Below are 26,491 nucleotides of genomic sequence, written 5' to 3' on the forward strand. Positions count from 1 at the left end.
CAATCAAATTATTGTCATGGATACATAAGGCTTCAGGATATGGCCCACGCCCGCTACAAACAGCTGGTCGATCGCTTCGCCGCCGACATCCGCGCCGGTGCGCTCAAGCCCGGCACGCGCCTGCCCACGCACCGGCAGCTCGCCGTAAAACAAGGACTGGCGCTGGCGACGGCGACACGGGTCTACGCCGAGCTGGAAGCCATGGGCCTGGTCAGCGGCGAGACCGGCCGCGGCACCTTCGTCAGGGAAACCGCCCTGCCGCCGGATCAAGGCGTCGACCTGCACGCGGTCGCCGCCGGCGTGGTCGATCTCAACTTCAACTACCCTTCCCTGCCCGAACAAACCCGGCTGCTGAGCAGCGCCCTGCGCCGGCTGGCTGGCTCCGGCGACCTGGAAGCCTTGCTGCGCTACCAGCCGCATGCCGGACGACCGCATGAGCGCGCCACGGTAGCGCGGCATCTGCTGTCGCGCGGCTTGTCGGTCACTGCGGATCAGGTGCTCATCGTCAGCGGCGCGCAGCATGGCCTGGCGGCGACGGCGATGGCCTTGCTGCATCCCGGCGACGTGGTGGCGACCGATGCACTGACTTATTCGGGATTCAAGGTGCTCGCCGAAAACCAAAGGCTGGAGCTGGCGGCTATTCCGCTGTCGGAAGAAGGCCCGGATCTGGATGCCCTCGAAAAGCTGTGCAAGAAGCGCCGCGTGCGGGCGGTGTACGCCATGCCGACCTTGCACAATCCGATGGGCTGGGTAATGAAGCTGGAGCAGCGCAAGAAGCTGGTGGCGATCGCGCGGCAATACGGCTTGCTGATCATCGAAGACGCGGCCTACGCCTTCCTCGCGGAGAATCCGCCGCCGCCCCTCGCTGCGCTGGCGCCGGAACTCACGGTCTATGTCTCGGGACTCTCAAAGAGCGTCGCAACCGGCCTGCGCGTCGGCTTCGTCGCTGCGCCTTCCCACTGGGCGCCCAAGGTAGAACGCGCCATCCGCGCCACCACCTGGAATACGCCCGGCATCATGACCGGCATCGCCTGCGGATGGATCGACGACGACACCGTTGCCCGCCTTGAAGCGGAGAAACGCGCAGATGCGAGAAGCCGGCAGGCGATGGCCCGCAAAACGCTCAGGGGCCTGCACACCATCTCGCATCCGGCGTCCTATTTCCTGTGGCTGCCTTTACCGGAAGAGGTCCGCGCCGATCAGGTCGCCATGGCGCTGCTGCACCAGAACGTCTCGGTCTCGACTGCCGAGCCGTTTGCGGTTTCGGAACATGTGCCGCATGCGATCCGGCTCGCGCTGGGGTCGGTGGAACCGGAGGCGCTGCAGGCGGCGTTGAAGATCGTGCGCAAGGTGATTGAAGGCTATGCGTATTGAGAGCAGACTGGGATTTTTATTCCAAATTGGACAGAGATTTTTTACAAGGAGCCGCACATGGCGATGGTGAAAATGGTTGAAGATGGCGCTGCGCCGAAAGAGGTGCAGGCGGTGTTTGATGATATCAAGGCCGCCCGCAATACCGATTGGATAAACAATTTCTGGAAAGTCCTGGCCAGTTCTCCGACCACGCTCCAGCGTATCTGGTCCAACGTAAAGCAGGTGATGGCGCCGGGAGCGCTCGATCCGCTGACGAAGGAGATGCTTTACATCGCGGTAAGCGTGACGAACAACTGCGAATATTGCATCCATTCGCACACGGCGGCGGCGAAAGCCAAAGGCATGACGGACGAGATGTTTGCAGAGATGCTTGCGGTTGTCGGTTTGGCGAACGAAACCAACCGGCTGGCAAATGGTTACCGGGTTCCGGTAGACGAACGCTTCATTCCGGAAGTGTAGTATCGACGGCAAACCGCGGGTGATGTCGGCCGGAAGCGGGCGTTCAACACGGAAGAAGCCCGCTTGCGCGGGCTCCTCATCCGGCTTCAAGCGGCATCGCGCTCCCTCAGCAGCTCAACCCGCCGTCGGTCAGCAGCGGCAGGACGCGCCCCACGATCGGTTCCCAGTAATGCGCCGCTGGCCGGCTGCCGGCGCGCGAAAATGCGTGATGCAAGAGGAGTAAGGCGTCGCGCGGTTTGCTGGTGAGGTATTCGGTGACGTGCACCGGTCGGAACAGGCAGCGGCTGTCGCGCTGGCGGAGCGGTCCGGGCGGGTCCGGGCGATTTAGGTCAGAGGCCTTCCGCCTCACGGCGTGCACACTTCTTGGCTTCGTACTGCGCGCGCATCTGCCGCAAGCGCCGTCTGGCGACGACCTGACGCACGACGGCGCCCAGCCCGACGACCAGCATGCAGGCAGCGGCCAGCAGCACCCCCAGCAATGGCATTCCCATTTGATCCATGATTCCCCCGCGGCCCGTGATCGGGTCCGACGTTTACGCTTGTTTTAGGAACATTATACCGATCAGTTTGTAAATTCCAACAACGCCATGTTGTTTAGCCGCCAATAAGCAACAACGCAAGACGTCCCTCGGATCATGCAACTCGCAAGGCTGCCGGCCCGCATGACCCGGCGCGGCACAAAACCGGCGGCGGCGGGAGCGTTTGATATGATGCAATGGCTGCAGCGCGACATGCGTCTGCGCCATCCCACCTTTCCGAGTCCGCCATGATTTTTCGCCAGCTGTTCGACCCCGGTTCCTGTACCTACACCTACCTGCTGGGCGACGGCGGCGAGGCCTTGCTGATCGATCCCGTCTATGAACAGGTGCCGCGCGACCTGGCGCTGCTGGAAGAGCTCGGCCTGCGGCTGGCGGCCACGCTCGATACCCACGTGCACGCCGACCACGTCACCGGCGCCTGGCGTCTGCATGAACGCTGCGGCAGCCGCATCGCACTGGCCGAAGCGGCCGCTGCCGATACCGCACTGGTGGGACAAGCGCTGCGTCACGGCGACCGCATCGGCTTCGGCAGCCGTCATCTGAACGTGCGCGCCACGCCCGGCCACACCGGCGGTTGCCTGACCTACGTGCTGGACGATCAAAGCATGGCCTTCACCGGCGACAGCCTGCTCATTCGCGGCTGCGGCCGCACCGACTTCCAGCAAGGCAGCCCGCAGCAATTGTTCGCGTCCGTGCGCGAGCAGATCCTGAGCCTGCCGGCCGAGTGCCTGCTCTACCCCGCGCACGACTATCGCGGCATCACCGTCAGCAGCGTCGCCGAGGAGCGCCGCTTCAACCCGCGCCTGGGCGGCGATGCGGACGTCGGCGATTTTGCCGGCTACATGAACAACCTGAATCTGCCGCATCCCAAGCTGATGGACGTCGCCGTGCCGGCCAACCTGCGCTGCGGCAAACCCGAGGGCGATCTGCCGACGCCCGATACGCCGGCGTGGGCGCCGCTGACGCTGCGCTTCAGCGGTATCTGGGAAATCGAACCGATGAGCTTGCTGGAACACGCCGCCGACGTGCAAATCGTCGACGTGCGCGAAGCCGCCGAGTTCATCGACGGCATCGGCCACATTGCCGGCGCGCAACTGCTTCCGTTGTCTCAACTGAAGGACCGTTTGACCGAAATCGACCCGGCGCAGCCGGTCGTGGCGGTCTGCCGCTCGGGCGTGCGTTCCGCGCAGGCCAGCGCCCTGCTGGCCAAATCAGGTTTTGGCCAGGTCGCCAATCTGGCCGGCGGCATGCTCAGGTGGCGCAGCGAATCGCTGCCGGTGATGTCGGATGGCGAGCCGGATGGAACGGCAGCTGCGCCGACCGATGTCCAGGCCCGCCCCTGAGGCTGCCGCTGCCGCTGCCGCCACGAAATGCGCCGGGCAAAACCGGCTTTTCCCAGAACATCTACAATCGCCGCTGATACGTTGCGCAGCCAATCAACCTGAGAAAACCATGCCCTCCACCACCACCGATCTCCTTGCCCCGTTTCCACGCATGCGCCTCGTCGACGGCGCAACGCCCGTTTATCAGCTCAAGGAATTGGCGCGCGAGATCACCGACCTCGGCGACGTCAACATCTTCGTCAAACGCGACGACCTGATGGCGCTCGGCGGCGGCGGCAACAAACTGCGCAAGCTGGAATTCCTGCTCGGCGCCGCCATGGCCGAAGGCGCCGACACCATCGTCACCATCGGCGGCCTGCAATCGAATCACGCCCGGCTCACCGCCGCTGCGGCCGCCAAGGCCGGATTGCAGTGCGAGATCATCCTGGGACGCCAGGTGCCCAAGACCAATGAAGAATACGAACTCGGCGGCAACGTGTTCCTGAACAAGATCTTCGGCGCCCGCGTCGAAGTGGCGGAAGCAGGTACAACCCCGTTGGAGCGCGCCCGTGCGCGTGTGGCAGAGCTGATTCAGACGGGCCGCAAGCCCTACCTGATCCCGACGGGCGGATCCACGGAAATCGGCGCCCTGGGCTACGTCAGCTGTCTGTATGAAATCCTGGAACAGCAGAAGGAACTGCCGATCGAATTCGACCACATCGTGCTTGCCAACGGCAGCTCCGGCACCCATGCCGGCCTGGCGGCAGGATTGCTCAGCGCAGGCAAATCCCCGCGCCTGGTCCAGGCATTCTCCACCCTGCACGACGGCGACACGGCCCGCCAGAAAACCGCGCAGCTGACCGAAGCGACGCTGGCGCTGCTCGGCCACCAAGTCGCGCTGCCGGAAGACGACGTCCTGGTCGATGGCAGCCAGCGCGGCGCCGGCTACGGCATCCCTACCGAAGAAATGAAGACCGCCGTGCTGGCGTTGGCGCGCTCCGAGGGGATCTTGCTCGATCCGGTCTACTCCGGCAAAGCATTCGCCGGCATGCTGGCCTATATCCGGGAGGGCAAATTCAAGTCGGGGGCGAACGTGCTGTTCATCATGACCGGCGGCACGCCCTCGATTTATGCGTATCGCGATGCGTTTGAATGAGCCATCGGTTCAGCGCCGGCAGGCGCACGTCACGCCGCGCTTAATTCGATTGCCGATGCGTCCCGCAGCAAGGATTGCCGGGCAATGAATTCGCCGGCGCGACTGATAAATTCGCCGGCGCGATTTGCGGTCAATGGCTTGCTGTAGAAATATCCCTGAATCTGATCGCAGCGCCATGCGCCGAGCAGATCCAGATGCTCCTGCTCCTCCACGCCTTCGGCAATCACCGCGACATTCAGATTGTGTCCCAGCGTGATCACCGCCTGGACGATCGCGGCATCGCTCGATCCGGCCTGCAAACCCCGGATGAAAGACTGATCGATTTTCAGTTTGGTGATCGGGAAATGCTTCAGGTACGAGAGGCTGGAATAACCCGTGCCGAAATCGTCGATGGCCAGCTGGATGCCGAGGTGGCGCAGGTGTTTCATCAACAGCGCGGTCCTCTCGGGCCGCTGGACCATGATGCCTTCGGTGATCTCAAGCTCGATCCAGCTCGGATCGACGCCGGACTGCGTCAGGCTTTCATGCACCATCAGCATGAAACCCGGATGATTGAACTGGCGCGGCGAGATGTTGATCGCCATCAGCAGTTTTTCGTCGGCGCCCTCGTTCCAGATCTTGATCTGGCGGCAAGCCTCTTGCAAAATCCAGCTGCCGATTGGCACGATGAGGCCGGAGCTTTCCGCCACGGGAATGAAGTCTGCCGGCGACACCAGCTGCCCGTCCCGCCGCCATCTGACCAGCGCTTCGAAGCCGATCAGGCGGGCGTTCGCCACGTCGTATTGCGGCTGATAATGGAGTTCCAGTTCGCCCTGTTCGACGGCGTGCCCGAGCGCGGCTTCCAGCGCCAGCTTTTCCTGGGAGCGTTCGTTCAGCGATTGCGAATAGAAGACGTAGGTGTCGCCGCCCGCTTCTCTTGCCGCAGTAAGCGCGGCGTCGGCGTTCTTCAATAAATCGGCAGGATCGGCGCTGTGGATCGGATACTCCGATGCACCCAGGCTCAGCGTGACGTGCATCTCCTGGTTTTCCAGCTGGAACGGCGACGTGCCCAGCGCCTTCAGCGCATCGAGCGCGGCGTAAAAATCGGGATGGCCGTTCGACAGCCGATAGAGGATGGCGATGTTGGCGCCATCCATACGAAACACCTCGCCTGCGTGCCGGCGCGCCACTTCCTGCACGCGCCGGGTCATCTCCAGGATGAGCCGGTCGGCGCGCCGATGCCCGATTCCGCCGACGATCTGGTCGAAGCGGTCGGGGACGCACAAGACCACGGTGTAAGGCTTGTCGTCGAGGCGCGTTAACCGCTGTTCGAAGGCGAGCCGGTGCGGCAGTTGCGTCAGCGGGTCATGCCAGGCCTGAAACGCCAGCTTTCGTTCCGAAGCGAGTCTGGCTCTGAACTGATAGATCAGGAACAAGGCAATCAGCAGGGACGCTGCGGTATAGAGATGGACCAGGGAGGAAGAGTCGTTCACCTCCTTCACCACATCGCTGGCGCCGTCGACGGAGGTGCTTTCCAGCCGGCCCTGCAAGCGGTCGAGCTGCGTGCGGATATTGTTCGTGTTGGTGTTGAGATCGCGCAAAATCACGCGCGCCGCCTCCGCATTGACAGCCGGGCGCATCATTTCGGCCTCGAACTTCGGCCCCAGCGCCAGGACCGAAGCGTAGCTTTGCCTGATCGCCTGCATGTCGTCCGGAGTCTGCAATCTGTTCAGCAGATAGCCGAAGCGCATGTCCATCTCCATGCGGGCGTCGCGCTCGATGAGAAGGAAACGGTCTCTGGAAATCGACCTCGCGAAATACTTGTTGAGCGCGAGCTGGTAGCGCAGCAAGGCGCTCTCGAAGTCCGCCAGCCCGTTCAGCGAGGGGATTTTTTCCTTGAGCAGCGGCGTCACCTTCGCCCTTACCGAATTGGACGTGCGGTTGACGGCGATCGACAGTCAGACGCTCGCCACAATCAGCAGCGCCAGCAGTCCGTACATTCCCCATCGGTACGGCTTGCCCTTGACGGCCGGACCCGGTGCGGCGCTGGTGGATTTCATGACGGCCTTCGCTATTCGATTTTTCATGCCAAAAGACTAACGGATTGCCCCGCTTGAGGAAAATTGTTTGTCTGCATCGGATCGATAGCGAAAATAAAAGCGATCAGCGCGGCAGGGGGTAATTCACCGGATACAGCGATATCCCTTGCGTCGGGATCGTGCGAGATGCGCCGGGGGGAGTAAAACGATGGGGAGAATTTCAACGCAGCCCGGGCGCCGCCAGAAATATTTTGACGACTCGCCTGCGAACTCTCATTGAACAGGGCATACTGATCACCTGCCTCGGATGGCAGCGCCTGCCAGGAATAGCTGCCAACGCCCAAAGGGCGCCCGCTTGTCCCTGTGTTCATTGCCTTGTCGCAGTGGAGCGATGCGCAGGTCTTCCAGCCGGGCCAAACCAGTCTCGTCCCCTTGGATACCCAGAATATGCAAAAGCTTGCCCCGTTGGAAATCCGCGCAAGCGACGGCAGATTAATCGATATCGACAAAGTCCATCTCAGCTCGGGTCTCGGCACACCACGTGAAGAACTTCCATGAGCTCAGAGCCCCTCTTTGTTTTCGATGCACTGGCAGATCCCAAAACCGCCAGACCGGCGCAGAACGATATCAATGTTGTGCTGGACATTCCGGTAAGGTTGTCCGTGGAGCTCGGGCGAACGCGCGTCAACGTCAAACATCTGCTGCAGATGACCCTGGGCAGCGTCATCGAACTCGATGGCCTGGCAGGCGAACCGATGGACGTCCTGGTTAACGAATGCCTGATCGCCCAGGGCGAAATCGTCGTCGTGAACGACAAGTTCGGCATCCGCCTGACCGACATCGCGACGCCGGCAGATCGTATCCGCAGCCTGAAATAAGCGCCATATCGGACGACTGCGGTCGTCATCCCTTCCCCGCTGCCCATAAAAAAGCCGGACCTTCTCAGGTCCGGCATCGGCATCACACGAGAAGCCGACTGCGCACAACGTTGCGCAGCCTCACCTGCATCAGAATTGCATCAGAAGTCGACCTGGGCCGACAACACAAACGTGCGGCCGGAGGAAGTGCCGACATAACCGTTCTGCATCACCCAGTAGTTCTTGTCGAACAGGTTCTCGATGTTGGCGCGATAGGTCACGACCTGGCCGGCGGCCTTGGCGATATAGCGGGCGCCGACGTCCACGCGGGTCCAGCCTGGCACCTTCAGGGTATTGGCGTTGCTGTACCACATGGCGCCGGTGCGGGTGACGCGGGTGTTCAAGGCCAGTCCTTGCAGCCACGGGGCATCCCAGTCCAGTCCCAGGTTGAAGTTGTTGCTCGGGATGGCGCCGACATCCTTGCCGTCAGTCGCGCCGTTTGCCGTGTGATATTGCTTGGCGTCGAAGAAGGTGCCGCTGGCGTTGAAACGCAGGCCGCGCAGCAGTTCGCCATAGGCCGCCAATTCCAGACCGCGCACGCGATTGCGGCCGTCTTGCGTGGTGTAGGTGACGCCGTTGACGAGCGTGCTGGTGCGGCTTGCCTGCTCGATCTGGAACAGCGCCGCCGTGGTCGTCACGCGGCCCCAGTCGGCCTTCACGCCGGTTTCATATTGCTTCGACTTGTAAGGCGGGAACACCTGGTTCGGATTGCCGTCGCTGGCGGAGGTGAAGCCGCCGGTGCTCAGCGCTGCGGTGTAGTTGGCGTAGAGCGAGAGGTTGTCGATCGGCTTGACCACCACTCCCAGCACCGGCGAGACGGCGCTCTTGTTGGAGTTTTGCGGAACGGCGGCGAAGGTGTGCGTATACACCTGCTGGCGACGCAGGCCGCCGATCAGGCGCAGGCGATCATCGGCGAACGACAGCGTGTCGGTCAGCGCAAAACTGGTCAGACGGGTCTGGCTCTGCGGCGTCGGGTCGCCGCGGTTGATGGTGACCGCGGGCAGCGCGGTCGGGTTGTACAGGTTGGACGTGATGCCGGTACTCTGCGTAAGGAAGAAGTAGTCGGTCTGCTGATTGAGCATGTTCGCCCCCAGCATCACGGTGTGCTTGATGCCGCCCGTGTTGAAACGCGCACGCATGCCGACATCGGCCGAGGTCGACGTGACCTTCTGGTCGTAGTAACCGTTGGTCAGGACGTTGGTGTCGCCCTGCGCATTGAGGATGGTCGCGCTGGGCCAGCTCTGGGACGATTGCGCCACGTGGTAGCCGACGGCGCCATAGGCGGTCAGCTGGTCGTTGATATCGTATTCGAGACGCGTGGCGACGGCCTTGTCGTCGGATTGCAGCGTGGTGCCGGGGTACAGGTTGGTCTTGCCGGACGGCGCTTCAGGCATCACCAGGCTGCTGATGCTGAACTGCGGACGGAAGTTGCGGGCGTCTTCGTGCTGGGTGTAGGCGTCCAGGCTCCAGCGCACGCGGCCGCCGTTGTAGTCCAGCCCGACCGAACCCATGCTTTGCTGCTGGTTGCTGCCGGACAGGCCGGTGTTGCCGTCGGCGTACAGCGCATTGACGCGGATGCCCCACTCCTGGTTCTCGCCGAAACGGCGGCCGATGTCGCCCTTCAGGCCGAACTGGGAGTTGGACAGATAGGTCGCCGTCACGCTTGAGATCGGGTCTTCGTGCGCGCGCTTGGAAACCAGGTTGACCGCGCCGCCGACGCCGCCGGCCGGGCCCATGCCGTACATCAGGGTGCCCGGCCCCTTCAGCACTTCGATACGCTCGACCATCGCGATCGGCATGCGCGTGAGCGGCACCATGCCGTACAGGCCGTTGAACGCCACGTCGTTGGCCGACATCGTGAAGCCGCGGATCTGATAGCTGTCGCCGAAGCCGCCGTTGCCGTTGGTATTGCGCACCGAGGCGTCGTTGGCGATGACGTCGCCGATGGCGCGCGCCTGCACGTCTTCGATGCCTTGCGAGGTGTAGTTGGTGGTGCTGAACGGGGTGTCCATCACGCTGGCGGTACCGAGCACGCCCAGACTGCCGCCGCGGGCGACCAGGCCGCCGGCGTAGGGCGCGGTGGGGTCGGCGCTTTCGGTGATGGTGACGGTGGGCAGCACGGCGTTGCTGTTGCTGCCGGTGGCCGCAGCAGTAGTCAGCACGTAGCCGCCGTCGGCGTTTTTCACGGCCAGCAGGCCGGAGCCGGTCAGCAGGACCGAGAAGCCTTCCGCCACGGTGTAGCGGCCGGACAGGCCGGCGGTCTGACGGTCATGGGTGACGGCCGGGTCGAACGACAGCAGGACGCCGGCACGGCGGGCGAAGTTGTTCAGGACGCGGTCCAGCGGACCGGCCGGGATGTCGTAGGCCAGACGCTGGCTGTCGACGGCTTGCGCCTGCAGGCCGGCCACCGGCATGGAGAAGGCGGCCAGTACGGCCAGCCGCGCCAGGGTCGGGCGCGAAGGGAAACGGGTCAGGTTTTTCATACGGTTTTTACGTTGATTGGCAAAGGTGCTATCAGGTAAACCGAACGAGCCAAGAAAACCTGCAGAAGAAAATTGAAAAGATGTCCTGACCTGATTTCCAGCTCAGGCGCCGGCGCGCGGACGCAAGGTGATCCAGTAGGAAGTGAAGGTGTCGATCTGCACCGGCAAGGTCCGCGCAATCGCCGCCAGGATGCGCGCCGGCTGGTCCAGGGGAAACACGCCCGAGATGGTCAGCCCGGCGATAGCCGGATCGCAGCGCAGCTTGCCGGGCATGTTACGGTCCAATTCGGCCACCAGTTCGCCCAGCGGCATGCGGTCGGCGACGATGACGCCGTCGGTCCAGGCCACCGTTTCTTCCGCGGCCGGCGACAACTTGCCGACCAGTCCCCGGCGGTCGAACAGCCCCTGGCGTCCGGCGTCGATGCGGATGGACTGAGACGCGCCGGCCGGCTGAAACGCCACCGCGCCTTCGAACACCGCGACCCGCATGCCGGCCTCGCTGTCGCGCACCTGGAAACGGGTGCCCAGCGCACGCGCCTGCCCCAGCCGGGTCTGCACCACCAGAGGACGATAGGCGCGATTGTTTTCATGCGCCGTGGTCACCAGCACTTCGCCGCGGTGCAGGCGCAGCAGGCGGCGCTGCTCGTCATAAGCGGCGTCGACGGCGGTGGCGGTATTGAGTTCGACCACTGTGCCGTCGGCCAGCACCACGCGCCGACGCTCGCCGGCCGCGGTCGAATATTCGGCCATCAGCGCGCGCCACGGCACCATCTCGCTGCCGCCGGCGACCGCCAGGCCGACGCCCATGGCCACGCACAGCGTCTTGATGGCGAAACGGCGGTTGTAGCGATGCCGGCTGTCGCCGGCGCCGATGCTGCCATGGGTCAGCGCGCTGGGCAGGCTGGAAACGCGCTCGCTCAGCGATTGCAGCCGTTGCCAGGCCAGCTCGTGACGGGCCTCCGCGGCGCGCCAGCGGCGGCAGGCTTCGCGTTCCTGCTCAGTGGCGGCGCCCGATTGCAGCTTCACCATCCAGTCGATGGCGACCGTCACGATATCGTCGCCGGGGGCGACGGGATTGGTCGCCTTGTCAGCCACCCTGTCAGTCGCCATACTGCACGCGATAACAGGCCAGGAAGGCGCGCTTCATGTATTGCTGCACCGAACTCAGGGACACTTCCAGACGAACGGCGATCTCGGCATAGCCAAGGCCGTCCAGCTGGGACAGCAGGAAAGCGCTGCGCACCTTGGCCGGCAAGGCGGCCAGCATGGCGTCGATTTCGTTGAGGGTTTCCAGCACCAGCAGCCGCGCCTCGGGTGAAGGGATGTGTTCGGGCGGCAGCTGCGCCAGCATCTCCAGAAAGGCGGCTTCCAGCGCGCAGCGGCGGAAGTGATCAATCATCAGGCCGCGGGCGATGGTGGCCAGCAGGACGCGCGCTTCATCCAGGTAGAAATCGCGGCGCGACATCATGATCCGGACGAAGGTGTCCTGCGCCAGATCGGCCGCCAGCTCCGGATTATCGGTGCGGCGACGCAGCCAGCCCAGCAGCCAGCGATGATGGCCGGCGTAGAGGCCGGCCATGTCTTGGTGATGCGGTTGAACGGCGGCGGTCATGACAGCAAAAATAATGAGAATAGTTCTCATTATAATATGCATCGTTCTTCGCGCCAATGTGGATGCCTCCTTAGTTGTTTTTCGAACATCCGGCACTACGCTGCCTGGCCGCCCGATGTCGATGCAGATCCGACCGTTGCAAGAGCTGCACTACCCCGGCGATATCCCCATCCTCCCGATAAATGCCGCCACGCCAACTGCCTGAAAACAACACGGCGCAACCGCATTATTTCCCATTGATCCGGCAACACTGCGCTAGAATCATTCGGACAAGTATCTTGTTTTGATCAAATCAAATAACGGGGAAATAAGATGCCGCAGAACAAATATGCTTCCCGCCGGCGGCTGCTGTCCGCCTTGTTTGTCTGCAGTTTTTTGCTGCCGGCCGCGGCCTGTGCCGAGGATGACCGTATCGCCCGGCTCGGTTTTGTGGCGCGCATGCCGGATGTGCTGGCGCAAAGCGCCCGCCAGGGTGCGGCCATCGCGGTGGATGAAGCCAACGAGCAGCGCGCCAGGACGGCAGACGCCATCCGTTTCGAGCTGGTGCCGCAGGATGACCGCGGCAATCCCAACATGGCTGCCAACGTCGCCAGGTATTTCGTCAAATCCAGTGCCAGCGGCGTCATCGGCCATTGGAGTTCCGACGCAGCATTCGCCGCAGCAGATATTTACGAGCGGGCAGGCATCGCCCAGGTGAACTTCACGTCGACCAGCAGCGAACTGACCAGCCGTGGCTATAAAACGGCGTTTCGCGTGGTCGGCAGCACGGCAGGCGTGGCTGCCTCGCTGGCCGATGCGGCGATTGACGAGTTGCAAGGTCAACACATTGCGGTGATCGGCAACGATTCGTCGTCCAGCAAGGCGCTGACCGAGGCCTTTATCGGGCAGCTGACGGCGCGTTCGAAAAAAGTGTTGCAAACCGCCACGGTGGGCGCGACGACCTCGGATTTCAATACGGTGTTGAAATCGGCGACCGAGATGCAGGCCGACGTGATCTTCTTTGCCGCGTATGTGGCGCAAGTTCCGGCGTTTCTGGCGGCCGTCAAACGGCTCAACGTCAAGGCCAGGATCTTGCTCAACACGGGCACCACCAATCAGGATGTTTCCGCCGAGGACAACGGCCATTTTTATGCGCTGGAAGCAGACATTCCCCAGGACCAGTGTCCGTCCTGGAAAGCCTTCAATCAGAAATATCAGGCCAGGTACGGCCGCCCGCCCAGCACCTATTCGCGCTATGCCTACAACGCGGCGGGCGCGCTGATACAGGCCGTGCGCCAGGCCAATTCCACCGAGGCAGCGAAGGTGACCGCAGCCTTGCACGATATTCGCTATGCCAGCCTGAGCGGCGAGATCGCTTTCGACAAGGCCGGCAATCGCATCAACCCGCCCTACACGCTGTATCACGCCGAAGGGGCAAGCTGGCGGCCCATACGGTTTTTCTCCGCCGACAAGAACAGCAACGCCCGCTGCGCAAAATCGTGAACACTCGCCAGCCGTACGAATGAAGTCGATTGCATCTTGTTTTTCCTGATGCTGCCGGCGGCCTTGGCCGACACGTTCGTAGAAGCCGGCGCAGTGTCGTCATCTGTACCGGCTGAAGAATCAACGGCGATGAACAGCCGGCCTGCCGTGGTATATTGCGCGCCACCCGGTCCGGCCCGTCACTACACTTCCCTTGCCTTCCATGTCACCCCTGAAGTACCTGAGCGCCTACCCCGAACAAACCCGCGAGCAAGTGTCGCTGCTGCTGGCGCAGAATCGCCTGGGTGAAGTGCTGCTCAAACGCTATCCGAAAGCGCATGAACTGCGCACCGACAAAGCGCTGTATCAGTATGTCCAGGACCTGAAGACCGAATACCTGCGCAATGCCGAGCCGATCAACAAGGTCGCCTACGACAGCAAGATCCACGTGATCAATCACGCTCTGGGCCTGCACACCTCGATTTCACGCATTCAGGGCGGCAAGTTGAAAGCCAAGCACGAGATCCGCGTGGCAGCCTTGTTCAAAGAAGCGCCGCTTGAATTTCTGCGGATGATCGCGGTGCACGAACTTGCACATATCAAGGAAAAGGAACACGACAAGGCGTTCTACAAACTCTGTTCTTACATGGAGCCGAACTATCATCAGTATGAGTTCGATCTGCGTCTTTACCTCACGGAACTGGATGCCTCCGGACGACGGCTCTGGAGCGCAGAAAAACCGGAGCGTGCATAGACCTGCCGGTCGGCAACCGCATCGGATGCCCGGCGCTCGCGCCATCGTCCCGACTTTTTCGATCTCGTCAAATTGACGTACACTCACGCAATCGTTGCCCGCAACATGGTGTTGTGAAGCAACAAACATGCATCCCTCTTCTTGCATCATCGTCGTCGCGCCGGCATGCGCGCACGCTGATTCAACCTGCATCGGATCCAGCCATGCCGCGTGTGACCGGAGCACACAAACCTGGATTCAATTCTTACCCGCAAGTCCCCTGACCCTTTCCTGCGCCTGAGCGCGCAGGCAGGCGAATATTCGAGCGCCGGTGCGCAATGCGTCAAGAAAGAGCGACATGAAGCTGTACTATTTCATCACCAAACACATGAACGACATCCTGGCGGAGTGGGAACGCTTCGCGCATGTCTTGTCGGGTAACGCACATCAGAAACCCGATTTGGTCTTGCGCGACCATGCACGGGAAATTCTCCAGGCCATCGCCGTCGATATCGAAACGCTGCAAAATCCTGAACAGCAGCAATTGAAATCGCAAGGGCTGGCGCCGGGATTGTATTCGCAGCGCAGCGCCGCATCGATACACGGCGCCTTGCGCCAGGCCGGCGATTTTTCCTTGCTGCAGGTCAGTGCCGAATATCGCGCCTTGCGCGCGACGGTGTTGCGCCTGTGGCTGCCGCAGGTAGAGACGATGTCCGGCGAGACGATACAGCAGATGGTGCGCTTCAACGAAGCCATCGACCAGGCGCTGAGCGAATCGGTGCTGACGTTTTCCGCGCGCGCCGATCACACCAGGGAATTGTTCCTGGCCATTCTCGGGCACGACCTTCGGGCGCCATTGACCACGATGGGATTGACCGCCGACCTGATGATGCATGCCATCCTGCCTGCGGAAAAAGTCATGGAACTCGGCGCCCGCATCAAGCGCAGTGCGCGCATGATGAACGCCATGGTCGACGATCTGCTCGGCTATACGCGCACACAGCTGGGCAACGGCATGCCTACGCTCTGCCTGCCGACCGATCTGCTCGATGTGTTCCGGTCGGTGGTGGAAGAAGCCGGTTCCATGCATCCCAAGATGCGATTCGAATTGCACACCGACGGCGACCTGAATGGTTCTTTCGATGCGGTACGCATGCACCAGCTGTTTTCCAATCTGCTGCTTAACGCCGCCCAGTACGGCACCTCCGAGCGGCCTGTGACGCTCGATGCGCGCAGCAGCGACATCGGGATTGTGGTCAGCGTCAAGAATTACGGCACAGAGATTCCGTTCGAATCGCTGCAATCCATCTTCAGGCCGCTGGTGCAACTGCCGACCGAATCCGGCAACGACGGACGCCCGAGAACAAGCCTCGGCCTGGGACTTTTCATCGCGCGCGAAGTGGCGCTCGCGCATGGCGGCAGCATCAAGGTGGAATCGAGTACGGAATCGGGGACCATCTTTACGGTCGAGCTTCCGGCAAATCGCGCTTAAGGAATTGCGTCACGACGGACCGCGCTGCATATTTTGCAGACCGGCAAGCTTGACGAAGTGCAAAGCAAAAACGCGCATCAACTCCCTTGCCGATCTCAGCATGGCGAACGATACTGGATATGGCCTACTCTTCACGGAGGACATATGGAGCGGTCGCACGATGCATTGACGATGCAAATGCTGCATTGGATTGAACAAGGCAAGCCGTCTTACTCTGAAGTCCTGGAAGTCTGGAAAAGCACCTGTCCCCGGCTGACCATATGGGAAGACGCCTGCGCCGACGGCTTCGTCGACTCTGCTGCGGGAATGTCCGGCATGGTCTCGCTCACCGAAAAGGGACGCAGTTTTCTGTCCCGGCAGTCGCCGCCGGCATAGACGCCCTGCCCGTTTCGACGCAGCCGTCCAGCTTATTCCGTGCCGGCGCAGATCCTGAACAGGGATTCTGACATCTGAAAATCTGCGCCGGTCTTCACTCTTGGTTTTACGCCTGTTCCAGCGCAGCGTACGCATCCAGCACGCGCGCCGAATACGTCACGGCGGCGCCCGCATTCAATGCAATCGCCACGCCCAGCGCTTCGGCGATTTCTTCGCGCGACGCACCGTGCCTGACCGCCGCCTGCGTGTGCACTGCGATGCAACCGTCGCAACGGGTCGTGACGGCGACCGCCAGCGCGATCAGCTCATGCGTCTTGCCGTCGAGGTGGCCGGTTTTGGCGCCGGCGCCGTCGAGGGTCTGCAAGCCGCGCACCACATCCGGGCTCAGTTTGGCGAGATCGCCGACGCGCGCCAGCAATTGGTCGCGATAGCCGTTCCAGTTCATCATCATGTCGCTGCTCCTCTATCTGATCAGTTGCGGCCGGCAGTGACGCCGCCATCCACCGGCAAGACGGCGCCGGTAATCCACGAGGCATTGGTCGACGCCAGGAACAGCATCGCCTCGGCGACGTCGGCCGGCTGGCCGTTGCGCCCCAGCGGGTGGAAACTGTTGAAGGACGGCAGCGTTTCCTTGACCTGCTCGTCGCTCATGAAAGTGTTGTAGACCGGCGTCTCGACCACCGCAGGCGCGACGGTGTTGATGCGGATATTCAGCGGCGCCAGCTCCAGGGCCAGGTTGCGCGTCAGCGCATGCACGCCGGCATTGGCTGCCGAATACGCCGCCGACGGCGTCGCGCCGATGGCTTGCAATGCCCACAGCGAGCCGGTCTGGACGATGGCGCCGCCGCCGCGCAGTTGCATCGCCTTGGCTGCGGCCTGCGCCATGAAGAATTTGCCTTTGAGAATGATGTCGAGGAACCAGCTGTATTCCTGCTCGTTGACGTCAAGAAAGGCTTTCGGTTTGAACACACCCGCGTTGTTGATCAGGATGTCGACGCCGCCGAACGCTTCCGTCGCGGCGGCGACCAGCGCCTGCGCGGTTGCCGGTGCGGCGATGTCGCCCGCCACGTAGCGCACTTTAGCGCCGCTGGCGTCGATCTCTTGTGCCGCCTGTTTCAGTTTGGCGGCGTCACGGCCGCCGATGACCACCGATGCGCCGGCCGCTACCAGACGTTTGGCGACCTCTTTGCCGATGCCCGAGCCACCGCCGGTGACGATCGCGACCTTGGAAGAAAAACTATGCATTTGATGTATCCTTTCAGAATGAGTGTTTGCCTGTGCCTGGCAGAAATCGCGTCCGCTCAGGCTGATCTGTTGCAGTAACGGACACAGTATGAAATTTCGGCAAGACGCCGACAAATCAGATATTCCATTGCACCGACAAAGAAAAACTATCTCATCAGATGAAATACCCCATCTATCTCAACGCCCTGCGCGCCTTCGAGGCGAGCGCCCGGCACCAGAGTTTTTCCGCAGCGGCGGCGGAGCTGAACGTGACGCCGGCTGCGGTCGGACAACAAGTGCGCGGGCTGGAAGAGTGGCTGGGTGCGCCGCTGTTCTCGCGCAGCAGCAGCGGCAACGCACGGCTGGTGCCGACCGACACCGCGCAAAAGGCCCTGCCGGATATCCGCGCCGGCTTCGACCGTCTGGCGACCGGGCTGGGGTTGCTCAGGGAGGGGTCGACCAGCGGCGTGCTGACGGTAACCGTCAGTCCGGCGTTTGCCGCCAAATGGCTGCTGCCGCGCATTGAAGCTTTTCAGTCGGCGTATCCGGAAACCGATCTGCGCCTGGACACCAACCTGAAGGCGCTCGACTTCCTCGCCAACGGCATCGATGTCGGCGTGCGTTATGGCGCAGGCGCATGGCCGGGGCTGACGGCGGTCAAGCTGATGGAGGAAGAAATCTATCCGGTCTGTTCCGCCGGCTATCTGGCGCACCACGGCGCCATGCACGATCCCTCGGCGCTGGTCGGCCACACGCTGATCCACGATCTGTCGATGCAAAACCATCCCGGTTTTCAGACCTGGCGCAGTTGGCTGGATGCTGCCGGATTTTCCGGCGTCGATTCGGAACGCGGCCTGCAGATCAATAATTCCGCTGCCGTACTGCAAGCCGCCGTCGACGGCCATGGCGTGGCGCTGGGGCGCAGCGTGATGGTGCGCGACGACCTGGCCTCGGGCCGCCTGGTGCGTCTGTTCAAGACCGTCTCGTGCGCATCGCCGCTGGCGTATTACGTGGTCTCGCGCCCGGAATGCGCAAGCTTGCCGCGCATCGCGGCCTTCCGCGACTGGCTGCTGTCGGAGGCCGCCGCCATGACCACGGCGCGGTAAATCCGCCAGCTCCACACGCAAGCCCGCGGTGTATGCTCTCGCCATGGATTCCCTGATCGCCGCATCTGCGCGTGCGCTCGCCGCCGGCGATGCGCTGGGCGCACTCAAACACGTCGCCCTGCGCGACGACCCGCCGGCGCTGGCCTTGCGCGGCATCGCCATGGCCCGGCTGGGCGAACTGCTGCGCGCACGCGAGTTGCTGCGGCGCGCCGCGCGCGGCTTCGGTGCGCATGAAGAGCTGGCCCGCGCCCGCTGCGTCGTCGCCGAAGCGGAAGTGGCCCTGGCCGAACGCGACATCGGCGGCTCGCCGCGTACGCTGACGGCGGCGCTGGCCACGCTGGAAGCGCATGCCGATCGCGCCAATGCCTTGCAGGCGCGCTTGATTACAGCGCGCCGTCTGCTATTGCTGGGCCGTCTGGAAGAAGCCGAAAGTGCGTTGGCGCCCCTCAATACGCTCGATACACGCGGCCTGTCGCCGTCGCTGGCGGCCGTTGCCGCATTGACGGCGGCGGAACTGGCGCTGCGCTCCTTGCGCATGGAGCCGGCGCGGCAGGCGCTTGCGCGCGCGCACCTGGCGGCCCGCCATGCACGCGTGCCGGCGCTGCTGGCCGAAGTCGCCGATGTGCAAGCCATACTGGATCGCCCTGCCGCCCGGCGTCTGGGCGCAGACGGCGAGCAAACCCTGCGGCTCGATGAGGTCGCGGCGCTGCTGGCTTCCGACACGCTGGTGGTGGATGCCTGCCGCCGCAGTATCAGCATCGGCGTCGGCGCCGCCTGGCAATCGCTGGCGCGGCGACCGATACTGTTCTCGCTGGCGCGCGCACTGGCCGAAGCCTGGCCCTGCGAAATGACGCGGGAAGACCTGATCGCCCACGCCTTCCGCACCCGCGATCCGGATGATTCGCACCGGGCGCGCCTGCGCGTTGAAATCGGCCGCCTGCGCGCGCTCGTCGCCGCGCTGGCGCAAATCGAAGCGACGCCGCGCGGCTTCGTTCTCAGGCCGCTCGGTCAGCGCACCGTGGCGGTGCTGGCGCCGCCTGTCGACGGCGACCAGGGCGCGCTGGTGGCGCTGCTGTCGGACGGCGCCGCGTGGTCGACTTCGGCGCTGGCGCTGGCCCTCGACGCCAGCCAGCGCACCGTGCAGCGCGCACTGGCCGAGCTGGAAGCCGAAGGCCGCGTGCGCTCGATCGGCCGGGCGCGCACGCAGCGCTGGCTGTCGCCGCCGCTGGCAGGATTCACGACAATCTTGTTACTCCCCGCTGCGCTGCCGATGGCATAAAGTTGCCTCATGTTGTTTTGCAGCGCCGGGGAACGGCGCACACCACACTGCCGACAAGAAACCGAAGGAGCCGACGATGAGCCAGAAACGCAGCAAAGCTGAAGTAGCAACCCGACCCGCCGAGATCGTGCGCGAATACGGTCCCTTCCCCGGTACCGACCGCGTGGCCGGCGTGACGCACGACGGCAGCCAGGTCTGGGCCGCCACCGGCGCCGCGCTGATCGCCTTCGACCCGGCCAGCGGCGAAGCCACGCGCACACTCACGCATCCCTGCGACGCCGGCACCGCCTTCGACGGCACTTACCTGTATCAGATCGCCGAACAGCGCATCGACAAGATCGACCCCGCCAGCGGCAAGGTGCTGGCGTCGATCCCGGCCCCGGGCCATGGCAACGACTCGGGACTGACCTGGGCCGAAGGCAGCCTGTGGGTAGGCCAGCATCGCGACCGCAAGATCCACCGGATCAATCCGGCCACCGGCGCCATCATCCGCACCATCGATTCCAACCGCTTCGTCACCGGCGTGACCTGGGTCGACGGCGAGCTGTGGCACGGCACCTGGGAAGCCGAAGAAAGCGAACTGCGCCGCATCCATCCCGACACCGGCGACGTGCTGGAACGGCTGGCGATGCCGCCCGGCACCGGCGTCAGCGGGCTGGAATCGGACGGCGCCGATCTGTTCTACTGCGGCGGCGGCCTGAGCGGCAAAGTGCGCGCCGTACGGCGGCCGAAGGCAAACAGCGCCTGATCTTCCGTCAGCCGGGCGCAGAACTCTTCTGCCGACGCCCGCTGTCACTTTTTCCTCCAGCAACAACGATCTTGTCGGCCTCACGGCGGGATCGTGCACGTCCATCGACAAGCTTAAAGACTCTTTAAATCAGGAGAACACCATGAACAGCATCACCGACCAGGCAGTCACCCAACCCCACCCCGTCGTCTCCGCTGAACAATGGCTGAGCGCGCGCAAAGCGCTGCTGGCGCGCGAAAAAGAACTGACCCGCCTGCGCGACGAGATCGCCCGCGAACGCCGCGCATTGCCGTGGGAGCGCGTCACCAAAGACTATGTCTTCGACACGCCCGCCGGCCGGCGCACGCTGGCCGAACTGTTCGACGGACGCAGCCAGCTGCTGGTGCAGCACTTCATGTTCGGGCCGGGCTGGGAACAGGGCTGCCCGAGCTGCTCTTTCATGGCGGACCATGCCGACGGCATGAACGTGCACCTGAAGCAGCGCGACATCACGCCGGTCGCCGTCTCGCGCGCGCCGCTGGCCGAGATCGAAGGCTTCCGCCAACGCATGGGCTGGCAATTTCCGTGGGCATCCTCACACGACAGCGATTTCAATTTCGACTTCGCAGTCAGTTTCACGCCGCAAGAACAGGCCAAGGGCGAGGTCTATTACAACTACGGCGCGCGCTTCTTCCCTGCGAGCGAAGCACCGGGCATCAGCGTGTTTTACAAGAACGAGGCGGGCGAAGTGTTCCACACCTATTCCGCTTTCGGCCGCGGCGTGGAAGTGATGATCGGCGCCTACAGCATGATGGACCTCACGCCCAAGGGCCGCGACGAAGGCGACGTCGCTCACAGGATGGCATGGGTGCGCCATCACGACCGCTACGAATCAAGCGCGGCCAAACCGGCGGCAATGAGTGGCGCATGCTGCCACTCACGCACCTGACTTCGCCTTAGCGCGCGAGCATGTCATGTCGACATTCTGGCCATGGCTGGCGGTGGCAGGCGCAGGCGCCCTGCACGGATTGAACCCCTGCACCGGCTGGATGTTCGCCGTAGCTTGGGGCCTGCGCTCGCGCAACCGGAGGCAGGCCTTGCGCGCGCTGTTGCCCACACTGATGCCGATCGCCGTCGGACATGCCGCATCGGTCGCGCTGGTGGCCGTTGCGGTGGCGCTGGGCATGGAGATGGAGCGCATTACGTGGAAAGTCGCGGCGGGCGTGTTGCTGGCGGCCCTGGCGTTATACGCCGCCTGTCGCTTGTCGGGACACAAAGCCAGGCCGGCCCGGACGCCGTCGACGCATGCGGGACTGGCGCTCTGGTCTTGCCTGATGTCTACCCTGCATGGCGCCGGCTTGATGCTGGTGCCGGCGCTCGTGCCCCTGTGTCTGAGCAACTCACCGGCGCGTGAGATCACGGCATCCGGCTCGCTGCTGCTGGCGCTGGCTGCGGTAGGCGTGCACATGGCCGCGATGCTTGCCGTCACCGCTGCGATGGCTGTTGTGGCAACCGCTGCCGCCGCTTACCGGCCACGACACATCATCACCGAACTCGCCGCGCCCATCACCGGCACGCCGAACACCAGCAGGAAGTACGGCAACTCTTCAGCAAACGAATAGCCGGCGCCGTAGATCCCTATCGCCATGTTGACGACCGCGGCTGCAAACCACAGCGCGCAAAAGACGATGTACAGCGCGCCGTCGCCCGCGCGCAGGTCGCACATGCTGCGGGCGAGCAGCAGGCTGGTCCACAGGGCGAATCCGCCGAGGATGACTTGAACGCTGTGCATGTCGATCTCCTTCACTCAAGGCAATAGGGCTGCAATCGATCGGATGAAATCAGGCGATCACTGCGGGATGCAGCAGGTCGTCGATGCCGATGCGCTGTGCGAATTCTTCGCGCACGCGCTCGGCCACATCGGTCACCGCGCCGGCGCCGTCGTCGATGAAATCCACCACCGCGCGGAACGGACGCTGGCCGGCCGGCAAGTTGACGATGCGCGTCATCTCGTCGGCGACCGCCTGCGGATCCGCATCGGCGGGCGACAGCGCCGACAGCCGAGCGCCGACCTGATCCATCAGCCCGGCATAACGCGCATAGGCATCGGCGGTCTTCTGGTCGGCAGGCTTGCCGGCGTTGGGGAAATGATCGGTGCCATGCGTGAATGCGCCCGGCACCATGATCGAGGTTTCGATGCCGAAGCGCGCCAACTCATACGACTGCGTCACGGCGATCGAATCCATCGCGGCCTTGGCGGCGGCGTACGGCCCCATGAACGGCGGAAAGCCGCCGCGCACCGTGGTGCTGCTGACCCACAGCAGCAAACCCGACTGGCGTTCACGCATATAAGGCAGCGCAGCGCGGTTGACGCGCTGAGCGCCGAGCACGTTGGTGTCGAAGACCTTGATCATTTCTTCCGGCGTGAAGGCTTCAGTCGGACCGACCACCAGATGGCCGGCGTTATGCACGACCACGTCGATGCGGCCCTGCTCGCCGATGATTTTTGCCGCGGCGGCGTCGGCGGAATCTTGCGACAGCACATCGAGTTCCACGGCGCGCACATCGAGACCGAGCGCAAAACTCCAGTCTTGCAGTTCGCGCACCTTGGATGCGTTGCGGCCCTGGATGTCGCGCATGCTGGCGTAGACCGTGTGACCTGCTTGCGCCAGCGAGCGCGCGGTGAGCTTGCCGATGCCGGCCGAAGCGCCGGTGACGAGGATGATTGATTTGTTCATGATTTTTCCTTGAAATTCCGTCTCGGGTTTACACCAGGCCGCCATTGGCGCGCAGCGTCTGGCCGTTGATCCAGCTGCCGGGCGCCGCTAAAAAAGCCACTGCCTTGGCGATGTCATCCGGCGAACCCAGGCGTTCCAGCGGTGCAGCCTTGGACAAGCGCTCGACGAGTTCCGGCGTCTTGCCGTCGAGGAACAGCGCGGTGGCGGTCGGGCCAGGTGCGACGGCGTTGACGGTGATCTGCTTGCCGCGCAACTCCTTGGCGAAGATGTTGGTCATGACTTCGATCGCGCCCTTGGTAGCGGCGTAGACCGCATAGCCCGGCATCGCCAGGCCGATCACGCTGGTCGAGAAATTGACGATGCGGCCGCCCTGTTGCAAGCGGGTGGCGGCGGCGCGCATGGTGTTGAAGCTGCCCTTGAGGTTGACCGCGATCAGGCGGTCGAAGGTGGCGTCGTCGGTGTCGGCCAGCATCGGCAGCTTGGGCGGCATGATGCCGGCGTTGTTAACCAGCACGTCGACGCGGCCGAAGGCGGCGATGGCCTGGTCGAACAGGGCATTGACGGCGGACGAGTCCGCGACGTCGGCCTGGATGGCGATGGCCTTGCCGTTATCGGCAGCGATGGCGTCGACCACCTTTTGCGCTTCTGCCGCGTTGCCGGCGTAGTTGACGACGACGGCGTAGCCTTCCTTGCCGAGCTGTCTGGCGATTTCAGCGCCGATGCCGCGCGAGGCGCCGGTGACGATGGCGACTTGTTGTGCTTGTTCCATGATGTGCTCCTGATCGTGAATAAATGGGTGGATTTACTTCTTGTGACCGCTGCTTAGCGAGTCAGTGAAGCCATTGTGGACTCTGGTTGGTTTTGGATAAATATGCTTAAATTGCTATCACTATTCAAAATTCACCAACAATAAGCGCGAGGCTTGCCCATGGATCGTTTCGACGCAATGCGCGTGTTCACCCGTATCGTGGAGCTGGGCAGCTTCACCAAGGCGGCCGACGACCTGCACATTCCGCGCGCCACGGTGACCCACACCATCAAGCAGATGGAGGCGCGGCTGGGCGTGCGCCTGCTGCAGCGGACCACGCGCCAGGTCAGCGCCACGCTGGACGGCAACGCCTATTACGCGCGCTGCGTGCAGCTGATGGCCGATCTGGAAGAAACCGAATCGGCCTTCAGCGCCGCCGCGTCCAACCCGCGCGGCAAGGTGCGCATCGACTTGCAAGAATCGCTGGCGATGCATTTCATCCTGCCGCGGCTGCCGGAGTTCTGCGCGCAGTATCCCCAGATCGAGCTGGAAATCGGCATGGGCGACCGTGCCGTCGATCTGGTGCGCGAGGGCTACGACTGCGTGCTGCGCGCCGGCGAGCCGCGCGACTCCAGCCTGGTGATCCGGCGTGTGGCGCGGCTGCAGCAGGTCACGGTGGCCAGTCCGGCGTATCTGCACAAGCACGGCGAGCCGGATTCGCTGGAAAGCTTCGGCAGGCATCAGGCGGTCAATTACTTTTCGTCGGTCAGCGGCAAGATCCTGCCGTTCGACTTTCTCGCCGATGGCGAAACGCACAGCATCGGCCTGCCCGGCCAGGTCGCCGTGAGCCATGCGGAGGCTTATGTCAGTTGCTGCGAAGGCGGCCTGGGGCTGGTGCAGCTGCCGCGCTATCACGTGCAGCAGCAGTTGAATGACGGACGGCTGGTCGAAGTGATGGCGGCGTTCCGCCCGGCGCCGATGGCGGTGTCCATCCTGTATCCGCATCAGCGGCAGTTGTCGCGGCGCGTGCGCGTGCTGGTGGATTGGATGGCGAATCTGATGCGGCAGGGCGAGAGTGCGACCTGACACGCCGGCATCCCGGTTCGCGCCCTTCCCTTGATACGCTATTCCCTTGCGGAAAATTGGCGTTGCCAATCCCTTCCACAGCTTATATGATGTACGACAACATATAAGTATGGACGGGCTGGCCAAACGCCAAGACCTGCCACCCAGGAGACAGCCTCATCCCCTCTTTGCGACATGCCGCACCGGCATTGCCGTCGCAGCTCATGCCTATATGGAATAGCAGGATCAAGCCTGATTTCTCCGGATTGCCGGGCCCTCTCCGACGCCGGAAGAATCGGGTTTCTTTTCCCACATGGAGACAACGATGAATCAAGAAGACAAGAAGAAAACCAGCAATTTCGACGCAACTCGTCGTACAACATTGCTCGGCGGCCTGGCCATGGCCGCCACCGCCCTGACCGCCAGGGCCCAGAGTTTCGACTTCAAGGCCAGCCAGCGCTACCCCGATCCCAACGTGCAGGTGCTGGACAACAGCTTCCTGAAATACCGGCTGTACAGCTCGACGGTCGAGCAACTGGCGACCGGTTTCCGCTGGGTCGAAGGCCCGGTCTGGTTCGGCGACGGCCGCTATCTCTTGTTCAGCGACATCCCCAACAACCGCATCATGCGTTGGGACGAAGTCACCGGTACGACCTCGGTGTTCCGCAATCCGGCCAACTTCACCAACGGCCTGGCGCGCGACCGCCAGGGCCGCCTGATCGCCTGCGAACATCTGACCCGCCGCATCACCCGCACCGAATACGACGGCCGCATCACCGTCTTGGCCGACAACTACAACGGCAAGCGCTTCAACTCGCCCAACGACATCGTCTGCAAATCGGACGGCTCGATCTGGTTCACCGATCCGCCGTTCGGCATCGCCGGCGAATGGGAAGGCGACAAGCAGGCCTCGGAACTGCCGCACGCGGTCTATCGCATCGACGGCCAGAGCGGCAAGCTGAGCCTGATCACCGACGCCCTGGCCGGCCCCAACGGCCTGGCCTTCTCGCCCGATGAAAAAGTCATCTACATCGTCGAATCGCGCGCCACGCCGAACCGCGTGATCTGGGCGTATCAGCTGACCGACAACGGCACCAGGCTGGGTTCGCGCACGCTGGCGGTGGACGCCAACGGCCCGGGCGCCATCGACGGCTTCAAGGTCGACGTCGACGGCAACCTGTGGTGCGGCTGGGGCAGCAACGGCGCGCTCGACGCCAACGCGGCCGAGCTGGACGGCGTGCGCGTCTTCACGCCGCAAGGCAAGGCCATCGGCCACATCCACCTGCCGGAACGCTGCCCGAACCTGGTGTTCGGCGGCGCCAAGAAGAACCGCCTGTTCATGGCCAGCAGTCATTCGCTGTATGCGGTCTACGTGGATACGCGCGGCGCGGCGTAAGCCTCTGCGACATCGGTAATGTCCTTCGCGCTTCACTGCCTGAGTACTCAATCAGGCAGTGAAGCGCGGCTCCTCTTTTCCATCTTCCCTCCCCCCTGCCCGCATCGACGACGCAACATCCGCGAATAAATCCGCTGCGCCTCAGCGCAAGGCCGGACGGATAAACTAGAATGGCAGCCAGTAACGCATCCCTGCAGACGACGCAGCGCCAGACCCGATTCCAAACCGGCAATCCCACACACCACACATGCTGCGCTGCTCAACATT

Annotated in this window: 26 protein-coding genes and 1 pseudogene; 16 read left to right on the forward strand and 11 right to left on the reverse strand. The window is 63.4% G+C overall.

The features are described from left to right. Nucleotides 1-39: 39 nt before the first annotated feature. Both AKL25_RS21915 and AKL25_RS21920 read left to right on the forward strand, forming a co-directional pair. Nucleotides 40-1,374 carry an aminotransferase-like domain-containing protein gene (locus AKL25_RS21915; protein ID WP_050479847.1) on the forward strand — a complete coding sequence of 445 codons (1,335 nt, stop codon included), beginning with the start codon at nucleotides 40-42 and terminating at the stop codon, nucleotides 1,372-1,374. 57 nt (nucleotides 1,375-1,431) lie between these two features. Beyond that, nucleotides 1,432-1,833, forward strand: coding sequence for a carboxymuconolactone decarboxylase family protein (locus AKL25_RS21920; RefSeq protein WP_050479848.1), 402 nt, complete (start codon nucleotides 1,432-1,434; stop codon nucleotides 1,831-1,833). A gap of 329 nt (nucleotides 1,834-2,162) precedes the next feature. Here the strand turns inward: AKL25_RS21920 and AKL25_RS24345 are convergent, their stop codons facing one another. Beyond that, on the reverse strand, nucleotides 2,163-2,333 hold the full coding sequence (locus tag AKL25_RS24345) for a hypothetical protein (protein ID WP_157050729.1): 171 nt from the start codon (nucleotides 2,331-2,333) through the stop codon (nucleotides 2,163-2,165). A gap of 266 nt (nucleotides 2,334-2,599) precedes the next feature. Between AKL25_RS24345 and AKL25_RS21925 the strand changes: the two genes are divergently transcribed. Continuing rightward, nucleotides 2,600-3,715: an MBL fold metallo-hydrolase gene (locus AKL25_RS21925; protein ID WP_050479849.1), complete on the forward strand. Its 1,116-nt coding sequence runs from the start codon at nucleotides 2,600-2,602 to the stop codon at nucleotides 3,713-3,715. Nucleotides 3,716-3,824: 109 nt separating this feature from the next. Continuing rightward, nucleotides 3,825-4,850, forward strand: a complete 1,026-nt coding sequence (locus AKL25_RS21930) for a D-cysteine desulfhydrase family protein (RefSeq protein WP_050479850.1) — start codon at nucleotides 3,825-3,827, stop codon at nucleotides 4,848-4,850. A gap of 29 nt (nucleotides 4,851-4,879) precedes the next feature. Here the strand turns inward: AKL25_RS21930 and AKL25_RS21935 are convergent, their stop codons facing one another. After that, nucleotides 4,880-6,742 carry a putative bifunctional diguanylate cyclase/phosphodiesterase gene (locus AKL25_RS21935; protein ID WP_050479851.1) on the reverse strand — a complete coding sequence of 621 codons (1,863 nt, stop codon included), beginning with the start codon at nucleotides 6,740-6,742 and terminating at the stop codon, nucleotides 4,880-4,882. A gap of 170 nt (nucleotides 6,743-6,912) precedes the next feature. Further along, complete coding sequence (locus AKL25_RS24350) at nucleotides 6,913-7,239, reverse strand: hypothetical protein (RefSeq protein WP_157050730.1); 327 nt, start codon at nucleotides 7,237-7,239, stop codon at nucleotides 6,913-6,915. A 231-nt stretch (nucleotides 7,240-7,470) separates the two neighbouring features. Here AKL25_RS24350 and fliN point away from each other — a divergent pair. Then, nucleotides 7,471-7,746 (forward strand): annotated as a pseudogene (fliN, locus tag AKL25_RS21945) (flagellar motor switch protein FliN); the annotation flags it as partial. 140 nt (nucleotides 7,747-7,886) lie between these two features. Here the strand turns inward: fliN and AKL25_RS21950 are convergent. The 3 genes from AKL25_RS21950 to AKL25_RS21960 form a co-directional block, all read right to left on the reverse strand. Continuing rightward, nucleotides 7,887-10,268 (reverse strand): TonB-dependent receptor, encoded by a 2,382-nt coding sequence (locus tag AKL25_RS21950; RefSeq protein WP_083444832.1) that lies wholly within the window; start codon nucleotides 10,266-10,268, stop codon nucleotides 7,887-7,889. A 102-nt stretch (nucleotides 10,269-10,370) separates the two neighbouring features. After that, on the reverse strand, nucleotides 10,371-11,378 hold the full coding sequence (locus AKL25_RS21955; protein ID WP_050479853.1) for a FecR domain-containing protein: 1,008 nt from the start codon (nucleotides 11,376-11,378) through the stop codon (nucleotides 10,371-10,373). Then, the gene (locus tag AKL25_RS21960) at nucleotides 11,368-11,880 is read right to left on the reverse strand and encodes a sigma-70 family RNA polymerase sigma factor (protein WP_050479854.1); all 513 of its coding nucleotides are present in this window, start codon (nucleotides 11,878-11,880) and stop codon (nucleotides 11,368-11,370) included. Before AKL25_RS21960 ends, AKL25_RS21955 begins: the two co-directional genes overlap by 11 nt. A 312-nt stretch (nucleotides 11,881-12,192) precedes the next feature. Between AKL25_RS21960 and AKL25_RS21970 the strand changes: the two genes are divergently transcribed. The 4 genes from AKL25_RS21970 to AKL25_RS21985 all read left to right on the forward strand — a co-directional run bounded on the left by AKL25_RS21970 (nucleotide 12,193) and on the right by AKL25_RS21985 (nucleotide 15,941). After that, a complete protein-coding gene (locus tag AKL25_RS21970) occupies nucleotides 12,193-13,362 on the forward strand; it encodes a branched-chain amino acid ABC transporter substrate-binding protein (protein WP_050479856.1) in 1,170 nt (389 codons plus the stop codon). 202 nt (nucleotides 13,363-13,564) lie between these two features. Next, nucleotides 13,565-14,095, forward strand: a complete 531-nt coding sequence (locus tag AKL25_RS21975) for a M48 family metallopeptidase (RefSeq protein WP_050479882.1) — start codon at nucleotides 13,565-13,567, stop codon at nucleotides 14,093-14,095. A 337-nt stretch (nucleotides 14,096-14,432) separates the two neighbouring features. Beyond that, nucleotides 14,433-15,566: a sensor histidine kinase gene (locus tag AKL25_RS21980; RefSeq protein ID WP_050479857.1), complete on the forward strand. Its 1,134-nt coding sequence runs from the start codon at nucleotides 14,433-14,435 to the stop codon at nucleotides 15,564-15,566. Between the two features lie 144 nt (nucleotides 15,567-15,710). Further along, a complete protein-coding gene (locus AKL25_RS21985; protein WP_050479858.1) occupies nucleotides 15,711-15,941 on the forward strand; it encodes a hypothetical protein in 231 nt (76 codons plus the stop codon). A gap of 106 nt (nucleotides 15,942-16,047) precedes the next feature. Here the strand turns inward: AKL25_RS21985 and AKL25_RS21990 are convergent, their stop codons facing one another. Both AKL25_RS21990 and AKL25_RS21995 read right to left on the reverse strand, forming a co-directional pair. Next, complete coding sequence (locus AKL25_RS21990; protein WP_050479883.1) at nucleotides 16,048-16,389, reverse strand: carboxymuconolactone decarboxylase family protein; 342 nt, start codon at nucleotides 16,387-16,389, stop codon at nucleotides 16,048-16,050. A 23-nt stretch (nucleotides 16,390-16,412) separates the two neighbouring features. Further along, the gene (locus tag AKL25_RS21995; protein ID WP_050479859.1) at nucleotides 16,413-17,186 is read right to left on the reverse strand and encodes an SDR family NAD(P)-dependent oxidoreductase; all 774 of its coding nucleotides are present in this window, start codon (nucleotides 17,184-17,186) and stop codon (nucleotides 16,413-16,415) included. Nucleotides 17,187-17,344: 158 nt separating this feature from the next. On the opposite strand from AKL25_RS21995, the gene gcvA reads away from it, so the two are divergent. From gcvA to AKL25_RS23950, 5 genes are all read left to right on the forward strand, one after another. Further along, nucleotides 17,345-18,271, forward strand: coding sequence for a transcriptional regulator GcvA (gene gcvA, locus AKL25_RS22000; RefSeq protein ID WP_050479860.1), 927 nt, complete (start codon nucleotides 17,345-17,347; stop codon nucleotides 18,269-18,271). Nucleotides 18,272-18,314: 43 nt separating this feature from the next. Next, the gene (locus AKL25_RS22005; RefSeq protein ID WP_050479861.1) at nucleotides 18,315-19,550 is read left to right on the forward strand and encodes a hypothetical protein; all 1,236 of its coding nucleotides are present in this window, start codon (nucleotides 18,315-18,317) and stop codon (nucleotides 19,548-19,550) included. A 76-nt stretch (nucleotides 19,551-19,626) separates the two neighbouring features. Next, a complete protein-coding gene (locus tag AKL25_RS22010) occupies nucleotides 19,627-20,298 on the forward strand; it encodes a Vgb family protein (protein ID WP_050479862.1) in 672 nt (223 codons plus the stop codon). Between the two features lie 142 nt (nucleotides 20,299-20,440). After that, nucleotides 20,441-21,226, forward strand: a complete 786-nt coding sequence (locus AKL25_RS22015; protein ID WP_050479863.1) for a DUF899 domain-containing protein — start codon at nucleotides 20,441-20,443, stop codon at nucleotides 21,224-21,226. A gap of 25 nt (nucleotides 21,227-21,251) precedes the next feature. Beyond that, entirely contained in the window at nucleotides 21,252-21,899 is a 648-nt protein-coding gene (locus tag AKL25_RS23950; RefSeq protein WP_240475830.1) for a hypothetical protein, read from the forward strand. Here the strand turns inward: AKL25_RS23950 and AKL25_RS22025 are convergent. The 3 genes from AKL25_RS22025 to AKL25_RS22035 are packed head-to-tail and all read right to left on the reverse strand — an operon-like array spanning nucleotide 21,803 to nucleotide 23,784. Beyond that, on the reverse strand, nucleotides 21,803-22,069 hold the full coding sequence (locus AKL25_RS22025; RefSeq protein ID WP_050479865.1) for a hypothetical protein: 267 nt from the start codon (nucleotides 22,067-22,069) through the stop codon (nucleotides 21,803-21,805). The two genes, AKL25_RS23950 and AKL25_RS22025, sit on opposite strands and share 97 nt — an antisense overlap. Nucleotides 22,070-22,118: 49 nt before the next feature. Then, on the reverse strand, nucleotides 22,119-23,015 hold the full coding sequence (locus tag AKL25_RS22030; RefSeq protein WP_050479866.1) for an SDR family oxidoreductase: 897 nt from the start codon (nucleotides 23,013-23,015) through the stop codon (nucleotides 22,119-22,121). A 28-nt stretch (nucleotides 23,016-23,043) separates the two neighbouring features. Next, nucleotides 23,044-23,784, reverse strand: a complete 741-nt coding sequence (locus tag AKL25_RS22035; protein ID WP_050479867.1) for an SDR family oxidoreductase — start codon at nucleotides 23,782-23,784, stop codon at nucleotides 23,044-23,046. 159 nt (nucleotides 23,785-23,943) lie between these two features. Here AKL25_RS22035 and AKL25_RS22040 point away from each other — a divergent pair, with 159 nt between their 5' ends. Next, complete coding sequence (locus tag AKL25_RS22040; protein ID WP_050479868.1) at nucleotides 23,944-24,849, forward strand: LysR family transcriptional regulator; 906 nt, start codon at nucleotides 23,944-23,946, stop codon at nucleotides 24,847-24,849. A 304-nt stretch (nucleotides 24,850-25,153) separates the two neighbouring features. Further along, entirely contained in the window at nucleotides 25,154-26,224 is a 1,071-nt protein-coding gene (locus AKL25_RS22045; protein ID WP_050479869.1) for an SMP-30/gluconolactonase/LRE family protein, read from the forward strand. Nucleotides 26,225-26,491 lie beyond the last annotated feature (267 nt).

The organism is Herbaspirillum rhizosphaerae (genome assembly GCF_001189965.1).
Classification (GTDB): domain Bacteria; phylum Pseudomonadota; class Gammaproteobacteria; order Burkholderiales; family Burkholderiaceae_D; genus Herbaspirillum; species Herbaspirillum rhizosphaerae.